Annotated in this window: 9 protein-coding genes; all 9 read right to left on the bottom strand. The window is 64.0% G+C overall.

All coding sequences use genetic code 11. From position 1 onward, the window contains the following. Nucleotides 1-318: 318 nt before the first annotated feature. A complete protein-coding gene (gene ispD, locus JFY56_RS15585) occupies nt 319-1,029 on the bottom strand; it encodes a 2-C-methyl-D-erythritol 4-phosphate cytidylyltransferase (protein ID WP_208314745.1) in 711 nt (236 codons plus the stop codon). Next, complete coding sequence (locus JFY56_RS15580; RefSeq protein ID WP_208314744.1) at nt 1,026-1,310, bottom strand: septum formation initiator family protein; 285 nt, start codon at nt 1,308-1,310, stop codon at nt 1,026-1,028. Before JFY56_RS15580 ends, ispD begins: the two co-directional genes overlap by 4 nt. Nucleotides 1,311-1,373: 63 nt before the next feature. After that, complete coding sequence (eno, locus tag JFY56_RS15575; protein ID WP_208314743.1) at nt 1,374-2,663, bottom strand: phosphopyruvate hydratase; 1,290 nt, start codon at nt 2,661-2,663, stop codon at nt 1,374-1,376. Nucleotides 2,664-2,708: 45 nt separating this feature from the next. Continuing rightward, the gene (kdsA, locus tag JFY56_RS15570; RefSeq protein ID WP_208314742.1) at nt 2,709-3,554 is read right to left on the bottom strand and encodes a 3-deoxy-8-phosphooctulonate synthase; all 846 of its coding nucleotides are present in this window, start codon (nt 3,552-3,554) and stop codon (nt 2,709-2,711) included. Between the two features lie 2 nt (nt 3,555-3,556). Continuing rightward, on the bottom strand, nt 3,557-5,185 hold the full coding sequence (locus tag JFY56_RS15565) for a CTP synthase (protein ID WP_208314741.1): 1,629 nt from the start codon (nt 5,183-5,185) through the stop codon (nt 3,557-3,559). A gap of 168 nt (nt 5,186-5,353) precedes the next feature. Beyond that, entirely contained in the window at nt 5,354-6,667 is a 1,314-nt protein-coding gene (gene tilS / locus JFY56_RS15560; RefSeq protein WP_208314740.1) for a tRNA lysidine(34) synthetase TilS, read from the bottom strand. Nucleotides 6,668-6,728: 61 nt separating this feature from the next. Continuing rightward, a complete protein-coding gene (locus JFY56_RS15555) occupies nt 6,729-7,679 on the bottom strand; it encodes an acetyl-CoA carboxylase carboxyltransferase subunit alpha (protein ID WP_208314739.1) in 951 nt (316 codons plus the stop codon). Nucleotides 7,680-7,891: 212 nt separating this feature from the next. Then, a complete protein-coding gene (gene dnaE / locus JFY56_RS15550) occupies nt 7,892-11,422 on the bottom strand; it encodes a DNA polymerase III subunit alpha (protein ID WP_208314738.1) in 3,531 nt (1,176 codons plus the stop codon). Between the two features lie 97 nt (nt 11,423-11,519). Beyond that, the gene (locus JFY56_RS15545) at nt 11,520-12,932 is read right to left on the bottom strand and encodes an alanine/glycine:cation symporter family protein (protein ID WP_208314737.1); all 1,413 of its coding nucleotides are present in this window, start codon (nt 12,930-12,932) and stop codon (nt 11,520-11,522) included. Nucleotides 12,933-13,002 lie beyond the last annotated feature (70 nt).

The following is a 13,002-nucleotide window of genomic DNA, read 5'->3' as shown; positions in this document are numbered from 1 at the left end:
TTGAAGAAGACCGAGGCCCTGACCATTTTGGCCCGCAAATTAGCCCGGATAGCCTTTGCCCTGATGCAGACGCAGACGGCTTATCACCCCCAGGAGGCGAAGCCCCATTGACATAGAATCTCCTACAGGTATGGCAAGAGCGTAGGGTGGAAATCGCGAAGCATTTCCACCTTCGGGGCGGTGGACAAGCGGAGCGTTGTCCACCCTACGCCCAAGGGCACCTCGCGACGATGCGAAGACAGTTGCTCCTATCACCGCCCAGCTCCCCAGAAACACAAAAGCCGACCTGATGGCCGGCTTTTCGTCGTCATAGTCTATTCAACGGGAAAAGGTGCGCTGCAGACGCTGCAGGTCTTCCGGCGTGGTGACCTTGAGATTGTCCGCCCGCCCTTCGATCAGGCGCGGCGCCTGGCCGGCCCATTCCATCGCGGAGGCTTCGTCGGTGATCGCCACTCCCGCCACCAGCGCATCGGCCAGCGCCCGGTGCAGTGCGCCGAGGCGGAACATCTGCGGGGTGTAGGCCAGCCAGACGACGCTGCGGTCGATGGTTTCGCTGACCCGGCCATTGCGATCGGCGCGTTTCAGGGTATCCCGCGCGGGTACGGCCAGCAGGCCACCGACCGGATCGCCATCCAGCTCATTGAGCAGATGGTCGAGGTCGCCGCGGGAAAGATTGGGGCGCGCGGCATCGTGGACCAGCACCCAGTCCTCGCTCGCGGCACCCATTTCATTCAGCCGCAACAGACCGTTGAGTACCGAATCGGCACGTTCGCTGCCGCCGTCGACGCGGACGATGCGCGGATCGCTGGCGCACGCGAGTGTCGGCCACCAGGGGTCGTCCGGCGCCAGGCAGACGATCAGCCCTTTCAGGCACGGATGGCCGAGGAAACAATCGAGGGTACGTTCGAGGATGCTGCGACCGGCGAGGTCAAGATATTGCTTGGGGCGATCGGCACGCATGCGCGAGCCGATGCCAGCGGCCGGAATCACTGCCCAGAAGGCAGGAAGGGAAATGTCGCGGAATTTCATTGGGCCAGCTGGAACAGGGTTTCCTTGTCCTTGAGCATGCCGAGTTCGTGGCGGGCACGTTCCTCGACCGTTTCGGTGCCTTTCTTCAATTCAGCCACTTCGGCTTCGAGGATGCGGTTGCGCTCGAGCAGACGCTCGTTCTCGCCCTGCTGATCGGCGATCTGCCGCTGCAGTTCGCGCACCTGCGCCAGACTGCCGTCACCAATCCACAGACGATACTGCAGACCGGCCAGTGCCAGGATCAGCACGACGAACAGCCAGTAGGGACTGCGTAACCTCAAGCGTGGACTCCTCATGAAGAAAAGGGGTGGCTCCTGCCACCCCTTCACCGTACCAGACTAGCCTTAGCCGCGGAATTCCGCGCGACCGCGGTACGGCGCCTTGGCGCCCAGCTGCTCTTCGATGCGCAGCAGCTGGTTGTACTTGGAAACGCGGTCGGAACGGCACAGCGAACCGGTCTTGATCTGGCCGGCAGCGGTACCAACGGCCAGGTCGGCGATGGTCGAGTCCTCGGTTTCACCGGAACGGTGCGAGATCACCGCGGTGTAACCAGCGGCCTTGGCCATCTGGATAGCTTCCAGGGTCTCGGTCAGCGAACCGATCTGGTTGAACTTGATCAGGATCGAGTTGGCGATGCTCTTCTCGATGCCTTCCTTGAGGATCTTGGTGTTGGTCACGAACAGGTCGTCGCCGACCAGTTGCACCTTGGCGCCGATCTTCTCGGTCAGGCCTTTCCAGCCAGCCCAGTCGGACTCGTCCATGCCGTCTTCGATGGAGATGATCGGGTAGCGCTGGGTCAGGCCGGCCAGGTAGTCGGCGAAACCTTCGGCGCTGAACACCTTGCCTTCGCCTTCGAGGTCGTACTTGCCGTCCTTGAAGAACTCGGAGGAAGCGCAGTCCAGGGCCAGAGTCACGTCCTCACCCAGCTTGTAGCCAGCATTGGCGACGGCTTCGGCGATGGCAGCCAGGGCGTCTTCGTTGGAAGCCAGGTTCGGTGCGAAGCCACCTTCGTCACCCACGGCGGTGTTCAGGCCACGGGCCTTCAGCACGGCTTTCAGGTGGTGGAAGATCTCGGCGCCCATGCGCAGCGCGTCGGCGAAGGTCTTGGCGCCGACCGGCTGGACCATGAACTCCTGGATGTCGACGTTGTTATCGGCATGCTCGCCGCCGTTGATGATGTTCATCATCGGAACCGGCATGGAGTACTGGCCGGGAGTGCCGTTCAGGTCGGCGATGTGCGCATAGAGCGGTACGCCCTTGGCCTGGGCGGCAGCCTTGGCGGCAGCCAGGGACACGGCGAGGATGGCGTTGGCGCCCAGCTTGCCCTTGTTCTCGGTACCGTCGAGTTCGATCATCGCGCGGTCCAGGGCCTTCTGGTCAGCCGCGTCCTTGCCCAGCAGCAGGTCACGGATCGGACCATTGATGTTGGCCACGGCCTTCAGCACGCCCTTGCCCAGGTAACGGCTCTTGTCGCCATCGCGCAGCTCGAGGGCTTCGCGGGAGCCAGTGGAGGCACCGGACGGCGCGCAGGCGCTGCCAACGATGCCGCTGTCCAGGATCACGTCCGCCTCAACGGTCGGGTTGCCGCGGGAGTCCAGGACCTCACGGCCCTTGATGTCGACGATCTTTGCCATTCTTGTATGCACTCCAAGGTTTGTTAAACGGGGCGAGCTAGAAAATCAGGCAGTCTCGATTGCGGGGAAACTCTTCACCAGGTCGTCCAGCTGCTTGAGCTGGGACAGGAAGGCTTCGAGCTTGTTCAGGCGCAAGGCGCATGGGCCGTCGCATTTGGCGTTTTCCGGGTCCGGGTGGGCTTCGAGGAACAGGCCCGCGAGACCCTGGCTGAGGCCGGCCTTGGCCAGGTCGGTGACCTGGGCGCGGCGGCCGCCGGCGGAATCGGCGCGACCGCCCGGCATCTGCAGGGCATGGGTCACGTCGAAGAATACCGGGTACTCGAACTGCTTCATGATGCCGAAGCCGAGCATGTCCACCACCAGGTTGTTGTAACCGAAGGAGGAACCACGCTCGCAGAGGATCAGCTGCTCGTTACCGGCTTCCTCGCACTTGCGCAGGATGTGCTTCATCTCCTGCGGGGCGAGGAACTGGGCTTTCTTGATGTTGATCACCGCGTTGGTCCTGGCCATTGCCACGACCAGGTCGGTCTGCCGCGAGAGGAAGGCCGGCAACTGGATGATGTCGCAGACCTCGGCCACCGGGGCGGCCTGGAACGGCTCGTGGACGTCGGTGATGACCGGCACGTTGAAGGTCTTCTTGATCTCTTCGAAGATCTTCAGCCCTTCTTCCATACCGGGACCACGGAACGAGGTGATCGACGAGCGGTTGGCCTTGTCGAAGCTGGCCTTGAACACGTAGGGAATGCCGAGCTTCTCGGTGACCCGCACGTATTCCTCGCAGACCTGCATGGCCAGATCGCGCGACTCCAGCACGTTCATGCCGCCGAACAGCACGAACGGCAGATCGTTGCCGATCTGGATATCGCCGACGCGGATGATCTTCTGCGCCATGATCAGGCCTTCCCGGCAGCTTTCAGCGCCGCGTTGACGAAGCCGCTGAACAGCGGATGACCGTCACGCGGGGTGGAGGTGAATTCCGGGTGGAACTGGCAGGCGACGAACCAAGGATGATCCGGAGCCTCGACCACTTCCACCAGCGCGCCGTCGCCGGAGCGGCCGGAAATCTTCAGGCCGGCTTCCTGCAGCTGGGGCAGCAGGTTGTTGTTCACTTCGTAGCGGTGACGGTGGCGCTCGACGATCACGTCCTTGCCATAGCAGTCGTGGACCAGGGTGCCCGGAACCAGCTGGCAATCCTGGGCGCCCAGGCGCATGGTGCCGCCGAGATCGGAGGACTCGGTACGTACTTCGGTCTCGCCGGTGGCGTCCTGCCACTCGGTGATCAGGCCGACGACCGGATGGCCGCTGGACTTGTCGAACTCGGTGGAGTTGGCGTCTTTCCAGCCCAGCACGTTGCGGGCGTACTCGATGACCGCGACCTGCATGCCGAGGCAGATTCCCAGGTAGGGGATCTTCTTCTCGCGGGCATACTGCACGGCGGTGATCTTGCCTTCCACGCCGCGCAGGCCGAAGCCGCCCGGGACCAGGATGGCGTCGGCGCCGTCGAGCAGCGCGGTGCCCTGCTGCTCGATGTCTTCCGAGTCGATGTAACGCAGGTTGACCTTGGTGCGGCTCTGGATGCCGGCGTGGGTCATGGCCTCGATCAGCGACTTGTAGGCGTCGAGCAGTTCCATGTACTTGCCGACCATGGCGATGGTGACTTCACGCTCGGGGTTGAGCTTGGCGTCGACCACGCGGTCCCACTCGGACAGGTCGGCAGGACGGCATTCCAGGCCGAAGCGCTCGACGACGATGTCGTCCACGCCCTGGGCGTGCAGCACCGACGGAATGCGATAGATGGTGTCGACGTCTTCCAGCGAGATGACCGCGCGCTCTTCCACGTTGGTGAACAGCGCGATCTTGCGACGCGAGGATACGTCGACCGGGTGATCGGAGCGGCAGATCAGGATGTCCGGCTGCAGGCCAATGGAGCGCAGTTCCTTGACGGAGTGCTGGGTCGGCTTGGTCTTGGTCTCGCCGGCGGTGGCGATGTACGGCACCAGGGTCAGGTGCATCAGCATGGCGCGCTTGGCACCGACTTCCACGCGCAACTGGCGGATCGCTTCGAGGAACGGTTGCGACTCGATGTCGCCGACGGTGCCGCCGATCTCCACCAGGGCCACGTCGGCATCGCCGGCGCCCTTGATGATGCGACGCTTGATCTCGTCGGTGATGTGCGGGATCACCTGCACGGTGGCGCCGAGGTAGTCACCGCGACGCTCCTTGCGCAGCACGTCCATGTAGACGCGGCCGGTGGTGAAGTTGTTGTTCTGGGTCACGGTGGTGCGCACGAAGCGCTCGTAGTGGCCCAGGTCGAGGTCGGTCTCGGCACCGTCGTGGGTGACGAACACCTCACCGTGCTGGAACGGACTCATGGTGCCCGGATCGACGTTGATGTAGGGGTCCAGCTTGAGCATCGTGATCTTCAAGCCACGCGCTTCCAGAATGGCAGCCAAGGAAGCCGAGGCGATGCCTTTCCCCAATGAAGAAACAACACCACCCGTGACGAAGATGTAGCGCGTCATGAAAAGCCCTGAATGTCAGCGTTTAGGCGGCTCGGCCGCCGGGGAAGAAGATCGGGCCTGAGCCCGGGTTCACGACTGGGTCGTGATCAATAGCGAACTCCCGCTGAATTCCGGAGGAATCGACGGGAGCAGTACAAGACGGGAGCGTAGTCTACCGGAAAGCCCGTATCAGCTCAAACCCGAGTCATTCGTCGGGGGCTCCCAGACCAACGACCAGGACTCGCCCTCCCCCGCGCGCAACCCCGGCAGATTGGCCACCGCGATCAATTCGTCGGCTCGGAACAGCAGCGGCAAACGACCGCGGAGGAAGGCCGGAACCCCGGCCTCGTTCAACAGGCGCTTGAGATCGCGACGCCCTCTTCCGGGCAGATCCAGTACTTCTCCCCCACTCCGATAGCGCACGCGGAGCAGCCCTGCCGGTGGATTCCCAAGCAAACGCAGCTGGCCATTTTCCGGAAGAGGCAGCGGTACTTGCGGATCAGACCAGTCAGGCGGCACGGCTGGCGCCTGCAACCATGCACCGGAAAGCCACCAGAGCCGCCCCTCTGCCCGGCGCAGTTCGCCACCGGAGAGACGCCACACCGGCTCCGCATCCCCGGCCGCATCGCGCAAGGCAATCCAACCCGCCCAGTGAGCGCTGTCGGGCATCTTCGTCCACGAGGCCAGCCAGCGACGCAAGGCGTTGCGCTGCCGTGGCTCGCTCAACTGGCGCAACGGCTCCAGTTGCAGCGACGGCAGGCCCCAGCCCCCATGATCAGCAGACCTGTCGGCCGCCACCAGGTCGAGGTCTGCCAACTCGGCCAGCAGCCCTTCCGCCTCGGCCAGATGAGCGGCACTGCGCACCACATTGGCGACGGCACCCGGCCAACGCGCGGCAATCCCGGGCAGGACGACCTGCCGCAGATAATTGCGATCGAATTCAGTGTCACGATTGGAGGGGTCTTCCACCCAGCTCAAGCCCTGCGCCCTGGCATAGCTCTCCAGCTCCGCCCGGGAGAACGCGAGCATCGGCCGCAGCAGCAGGCCATCGCCCAGCGCCCGCACCGGCGGAATACCCGCCAACCCGCGCACTCCGGCGCCGCGGAACAGGCGGAACAGCACGGTTTCCGCCTGGTCGTCACGATGCTGACCGGTAAGCAGGCATTCGCCGGCGGCCAGATGTCGCGCCATGGCCGCAAAGCGGGCTTCGCGGGCTGCCCGTTCGACGCTGGGACCGCCGACGACCTCGACTCGCTCGATCTGCAATGGAATGCCAAGGGACTCGCAGAATCGCCGGCAATGCTCGGGCCAGTCATCTGCGACGGCCTGCAGGCCATGATGGATATGTATTGCGGAGAGAGGCGGCAGCGTCTCGCGTCGGGCGAGGCACACCAGCAGGTGCAGAAGCACCGTGGAATCGAGCCCGCCGGAGAAGCCTACGCACCAGGCCGGCGCGTTGCGCCAGGGAGCGAGGGATTCGAGCAGACGGGCTTCGAGGGACATGGCGGCGGTTGCAGGCTGCAGCCCCCGGGCGGTTCAACCCAGGGCCTGAAGCCTGGCGCTATCAGGCCAGACCGTAGCTCATCAGGCGCTGATAACGGCGAGCCAGCAGCTCGTCGGCGCTGAGCTTCTTCAGCGAGGCGAGTTGGGTGCGCAGCGCGCTGCGGATGTTTTCGGACATTGCAGCCGGATCGCGGTGGGCGCTGCCCAGCGGCTCCTGGATGACGGTATCGACGATGCCGATGTCCTTCAGCCGCTCGGCAGTGATGCCCATGGCCTCGGCCGCTTCCGGCGCCTTCTCGTTGGTGCGCCAGAGAATCGAGGCGCAGCCTTCCGGCGAAATCACCGCGTAGGTGGAGTACTGCAGCATGTTCAGGTTGTCGCAGACGCCGATAGCCAGCGCACCGCCGGAACCGCCCTCGCCGATCACGGTGGAGATGATCGGGGTCTTCAGACGCGCCATCACGCGCAGGTTCCAGGCGATCGCCTCGCTCTGGCCGCGCTCCTCGGCATCGATGCCCGGATAGGCGCCGGGGGTGTCGATGAAGGTGAGGATCGGCATCTTGAAGCGTTCGGCCATTTCCATCAGGCGACAGGCCTTGCGATAGCCCTCGGGGCGCGGCATGCCGAAGTTGCGGCGCACCTTCTCGCGCACTTCGCGGCCTTTCTGGTGGCCGACCACCATCACCGGCTGGTCGTCGAAGCGGGCGACACCACCGACGATCGCCGGATCGTCGGAGAAGTGGCGATCGCCATGCAGCTCTTCGAAATCGGTGAACAGGTGGCTGATGTAGTCCAGGGTATAGGGACGGCGGGGATGGCGGGCGAGCTGGGCGACCTGCCAGCTGGAAAGGTTACCGAAGATGTTCTCGGTCAGCGCCTTGCTCTTCTCTTCCAGACGGGAGATTTCATCGGTGATGTTCAGAGCGTTGTCGTTGCCGACCAGACGCAGCTCTTCGATCTTGGCTTGCAGGTCGGCGATCGGCTGTTCGAAATCGAGGAAATTCGGGTTCATGGGCTATCCGTCGTGAACTGATGGCGGCTGGGCCTGGTCCGTGTCGCAGGCCATTAAAAAGTACTGCGCTAGGTTCTGTACGAAAATTCGCCGAGCAAAAGGCAGTTTTCGTATAGAACCTAGGTTTCTTAACAGCCCAAGGGCGCCCCACCTTACGGTATCGGGCGCTCAGGGTCGAGGCTGGCGCGAGAGCGGTATTCGCCTGTCTCGCGCTAGCGGTAGTTGAGGAAGACGTTGTCTCGCCCGAACTGGTCACGCAGTGCCTGAATCAAGGCATCAGCAGGATCGATGTTCCAGGCGTCACCAAATTGAAGCAAGGCGCGTGCCTCATTGCCGGTGTAGTCGACGGTCACCGGGCAATTTCCGCGATGACGGCCGCACAGGTCGGCCAACCAGCGCAACCGGTCACCCTTGAGGGCATCGGCCTGCACCTTCACCCGCAGGCTCTCGGCCAGCGCGGTGCGCGCCTCTTCCAGCCCCATCACACGCTTGGCGCGCAGGCGCAGGCCGCCGGAGAAGTCGTCCTGGCTGACCTCGCCCTCGATCACCACCAGCGCATCGGTCTGCAGCAGCGACTGGTTGGCGGCGAAGGCTTCGGCGAACAGCGACGCCTCGATGCGCCCGGAACGGTCGTCGAGGGTGACGAAGCCCATCTTGTCGCCGCGCTTGTTCTTCATCACCCGCAGATTGACGATCAGCCCGGCCACGGTCTGGGTATCGCGCGCCGGCTTCAGCTCGACGATGCGCTGGCGGGCAAAACGCCGCACCTCGCTTTCGTACTCGTCGATCGGATGACCGGTTAGGTAAAGGCCGAGGGTATCCTTCTCGCCCTTCAGGCGTTCCTTGAGGTTCAGCTCCTTGGCCTTGCGATGGTTGGCGTAGACATCGGCCTCGGGCTCGGCGAACACACCGCCGAACAGGTCCATGTGTCCGCTGTCGTGGCTGCGCGCGGTCTGCTCGGCAGCCTGGATCGCCTCTTCCATGGCCGCCAGCAGCACCGCGCGGTTGCGGTCGACGTTGGCATGGTAGGCCTTGACCTCCTCGTGGAAGTACGGTCCCAGGCGGTCCAGCGCGCCGGAGCGGATCAGCGCATCCAGGGTGCGCTTGTTGATGCGCTTGAGGTCGACGCGGTCGCAGAAGTCGAACAGGGTCTTGAACGGCCCGCCCTCGGCGCGGCATTCGGTGATGGCTTCCACCGGACCTTCGCCAACGCCCTTGATCGCGCCCAGGCCGTAGACGATCTGGCCGTCGTCGTCGACGGTGAAGCGGAACTCGGAGTTGTTCACGTCCGGGGCGAGGATGCGCAGCTTCATGTGCCGGCACTCTTCGATCAGCGTCACCACCTTGTCGGTGTTCTGCATATCCGCGGTGAGTACCGCGGCCATGAAGGGTGCGGCCCAGTGGGTTTTCAGCCAGGCGGTCTGGTAGGAAACCAGGCCGTAGGCGGCCGAGTGGGACTTGTTGAAGCCGTAGCCGGCGAACTTCTCCACCAGATCGAAGATGTTGCCCGCGAGGTCCTTGTCGATGCCGTTGTTGGCGCAACCTTCGATGAAGCCGCCGCGCTGCTTGGCCATCTCCTCGGGCTTCTTCTTGCCCATGGCGCGGCGCAGCATGTCCGCGCCGCCGAGGGTATAGCCGGCCATCACCTGGGCGATCTGCATCACCTGTTCCTGGTACAGGATGATGCCGTAGGTGGGCTTGAGCACCGGCTCCAGGCCGGCGTACTGGTAGTCCGGGTGCGGATAGGAAACTTCCGCGCGACCGTGCTTGCGGTTGATGAAGTCGTCCACCATGCCCGACTGCAGCGGACCGGGACGGAACAGCGCCACCAGTGCGATGAGGTCTTCCAGGCAGTCCGGCTTGAGCTTCTTGATCAGCTCCTTCATGCCGCGCGATTCGAGCTGGAATACCGCTGTGGTCTCGGCCTTCTGCAGCAGGTCGTAGGTTTTCTTGTCGTCCAGCGGGATGCGGTCGATATCGACCAGGTTCTCGTCGCCGGCCTTGCGCTGGATGCGATGGATGATCTCCATCGCCCACTTGATGATGGTCAGGGTACGCAGGCCGAGGAAGTCGAACTTCACCAGGCCGGCGGCCTCCACGTCGTCCTTGTCGAACTGGGTCACCAGGCCGGCGCCCTCTTCGTCACAGGCGATCGGCGCGAAGTCGGTGAGCTTGGTCGGCGCGATCACCACACCACCGGCGTGCTTGCCGGTACCACGGGTGACGCCTTCCAGCTTGAGGGCCATGTCCCAGATTTCCTGGGCTTCCTCATCGCTCTTGAGGAAGTCGCGGAGCATTTCCTCCTGCTCGAAGGCTTTTTCGAGGGTCATGCCGACCTCGAAGGGAATCATCTTCGACAGCTTGTCGGCCAGGCCGTAGGACTTGCCCTGCACCCGCGCCACGTCGCGCACCACTGCCTTCGCGGCCATGGAGCCGAAGGTGATGATCTGGCTCACCGCGTTGCGCCCGTAGGCACCGGCCACATAGTCGATGACCCGGTCGCGGCCCTCCATGCAGAAGTCGACGTCGAAGTCGGGCATGGAAATCCGCTCGGGGTTGAGGAATCGTTCGAACAGCAGGTCGTAGGCCAGCGGGTCGAGGTCGGTGATCTTCAGCACGTAGGCCACCAGCGAGCCGGCGCCCGAGCCCCGGCCGGGGCCCACCGGCACGCCGTTGTTCTTGGCCCACTTGATGAAGTCCATCACGATCAGGAAGTAGCCGGGGAAGCCCATCTGGATGATGGTGCCCAGCTCGAACTCCAGGCGGTCGATGTAAATCTGCCGCTTCTCTTCGTAGTTCGGCGTGGTCTCCTTGGGCCAGAGCACCGCCAGGCGCTCCTCCAGGCCTTCGTAGGAGACATGGCGCAGGTAGTCGTTGATGTCCATGCCTTCGAAGGGAATCGGGAAGTTGGGCAGGAAATACTTGCCCAGCTGTACCTCGATGTTGCAGCGCTTGGCGATCTCGACGGTATTTTCCAGCGCCTCCGGCAGGTCGCTGAACAGCTCGGCCATTTCCACCGGCGACTTCAGGTACTGCTGGTCGGAGTAGTTGTGCGAGCGGCGCGGGTCGTCCAGGGCGCGGCCTTCGCCGATGCACACGCGAGTCTCGTGGGCTTCGAAGTCTTCCTGCTTGATGAAGCGCACGTCGTTGGTGGCCACCAGCGGCGCTCCGCTGCGCTCGGCCAGCGCCACGGCGGCATGCACGTGCTCTTCGTCGTTGACCCGGCTGGTGCGCTGCACTTCCAGGTAGAAGCGATCCGGGAACACTTCCATCCACTCGGCCAGCAGCGAGTCGGCCAGCGCTTGCTCGCCATCGAGCAGGGCGCGGCCGATCTCCCCTTCCTTGGCCGCGGATAGCGCGATCAGGCCTTCGGCGGCCTGCTTCACCCAATCGCGCTCGATGATGATCTCACCGTTGCGCTGGCCATCCTGCCAGCCACGGGAGATCAGTTCGGTGAGATTGCGGTAGCCCTTGGCGTTCATCGCCAGCAGCGACAGGCGGCTGAGCGCGCCATCGTCGTCACGGTTGGCCAGCCAGATGTCCGCGCCGCAGATCGGCTTGACCCCGCCGCCCATGGCCGTCTTGTAGAACTTGACCAGCGAGCACATGTTGCTCTGGTCGGTGACCGCCACCGCCGGCATCCCCGCCCCCGCCACGGCCTTGATCAGCGGCTTGACCCGCACCAGACCATCGACCAGGGAGAATTCGGTGTGCAGACGCAGATGGACGAAGGATGCGGTCATGGTGGTCCTTTGTAGAGCGCGGAAACGACAAGGCCCGGGATTGTACCGGGCCTGTCCGCAAAGCTACAGGTGCGACCGCCAGGCCACACGGATGCCGCTATCGACGCGAATCCCAGATGCCCGGCTCCAGGCGCTGCTGCACTTCCGGATAGTCGGCGGCGTCGAAGGTCGGCAGCTTTCCAGCCTTGCGCTGGGCGTTGTAGTCGCGCGCCAGCTTGAAGGCCAGGTTGGACAGCAGCAGGATCGCGACCAGATTGGTGATCGCCATCAGCCCCATGGAAACGTCGGCGAGGTTCCAGACGAACGGCAGCGAGGCCACCGAGCCGAACATCACCATCGCCAGTACCGACAGGCGGAACACCAGCAATCCGGCCGCGTGGTTGTGTTCGAGGAACACCAGGCAGTTCTCCGCATAGAAGTAATTGGCGACGATCGACGTGAACGCGAAGAACAGGATGATCACCGCGAGGAAGTACTTGCCCCAGTCGCCAACCTGGCTGGTCAGCGCGTTCTGCACCAGCATGATGCCCGCGCCGGACTGCTGGCCGGCGAGCAGGATGATGGCCGCGGAAGCGGTGCAGATCAGCAGCGTATCGATGAACACCCCGGCCATCTGCACATACCCCTGCGACGCCGGGTGCGGCGGATAGGGCGAGGCCGATGCCGCCGCGTTGGGCGCCGAGCCCATGCCCGCCTCGTTGGAGAACAGGCCGCGCTTGAAGCCATTGAGGATCGCCGCACCAATGCCGCCAGCCGCAGCCTCGTGCAGACCGAAGGCACTCTGCACGATCAGCGACAGCACGCCCGGCAACTCATCGAGATTGATGAGGATGATGCCGATGGCCATCAGCAGGTAGGCCACCGCCATGAACGGCACCGCCAGCTCGGAGAAGCGCGCAATCGAACGCAGGCCACCGAAGATGATCAGTGCGGTGAGGATCACCAGGGCGATGCCGCTCAGCCAGGTCTGCACACCGAACGCGCCCTGCATGGCGCCGGTAATGGTATTGGCCTGCACCGAGTTGAACACGAAGCCGAAGGCGAGGATCAGGAACAGCGAGAACAGCACGCCCATCCAGCGCGCGCCGAGCCCCTTCTCCATGTAATAGGCTGGCCCGCCGCGGAACTGGCCGTTCTCGTCACGTATCTTGAACAACTGCGCCAGGGTCGCTTCGACGAAGCCGGTGGCCATCCCCACCAGGGCGATCATCCACATCCAGAACACCGCACCCGGCCCGCCAAGGGTGATGGCCACGGCGACGCCGGCCACATTGCCGGTGCCGACCCGTGCCGCCAGCGAGGTGCAGAGTGCCTGGAACGAGGAAATGCCGGATTCGTCGGCATTGCGGCTGCCCTTCAGCACGCTGAAGGTATGGCCAAAGTGGAGGAACTGGATCAGCCCGAGACGGACGGTGAAGTAAAGACCGCAACCAACCAGCAGCCAGATCAGGATCTTTCCCCAGATCAGTCCATTGAGAAGGTCGACGATCAGCGTGGCTGCGTCTTGCATTCGATATCTCCCTGTCGCCGCCTACTGCGGCATCTGCAGATGACGACCAGTTGGTCGCTGCCGGCTATCG

Origin of the sequence: Pseudomonas schmalbachii, from assembly GCF_017589465.1 — a bacterium.
In the GTDB taxonomy this organism is placed as follows: domain Bacteria; phylum Pseudomonadota; class Gammaproteobacteria; order Pseudomonadales; family Pseudomonadaceae; genus Pseudomonas; species Pseudomonas schmalbachii.
Note: the sequence above shows the minus strand (reverse complement) of the source record. Positions and strands in the feature narration are given on the sequence as shown.

Bases quoted from the DNA above. Each gene is read 5' to 3' on its own strand.
- ispD (WP_208314745.1), bottom strand. From the start codon at position 1,029: ATGAAATTCCGCGACATTTCCCTTCCTGCCTTCTGGGCAGTGATTCCG.
- eno (WP_208314743.1), bottom strand. From the start codon at position 2,663: ATGGCAAAGATCGTCGACATCAAGGGCCGTGAGGTCCTGGACTCCCGC.
- kdsA (WP_208314742.1), bottom strand. From the start codon at position 3,554: ATGGCGCAGAAGATCATCCGCGTCGGCGATATCCAGATCGGCAACGAT.
- JFY56_RS15565 (WP_208314741.1), bottom strand. From the start codon at position 5,185: ATGACGCGCTACATCTTCGTCACGGGTGGTGTTGTTTCTTCATTGGGG.
- tilS (WP_208314740.1), bottom strand. From the start codon at position 6,667: ATGTCCCTCGAAGCCCGTCTGCTCGAATCCCTCGCTCCCTGGCGCAAC.
- JFY56_RS15555 (WP_208314739.1), bottom strand. From the start codon at position 7,679: ATGAACCCGAATTTCCTCGATTTCGAACAGCCGATCGCCGACCTGCAA.
- dnaE (WP_208314738.1), bottom strand. From the start codon at position 11,422: ATGACCGCATCCTTCGTCCATCTGCGTCTGCACACCGAATTCTCCCTG.
- JFY56_RS15545 (WP_208314737.1), bottom strand. From the start codon at position 12,932: ATGCAAGACGCAGCCACGCTGATCGTCGACCTTCTCAATGGACTGATC.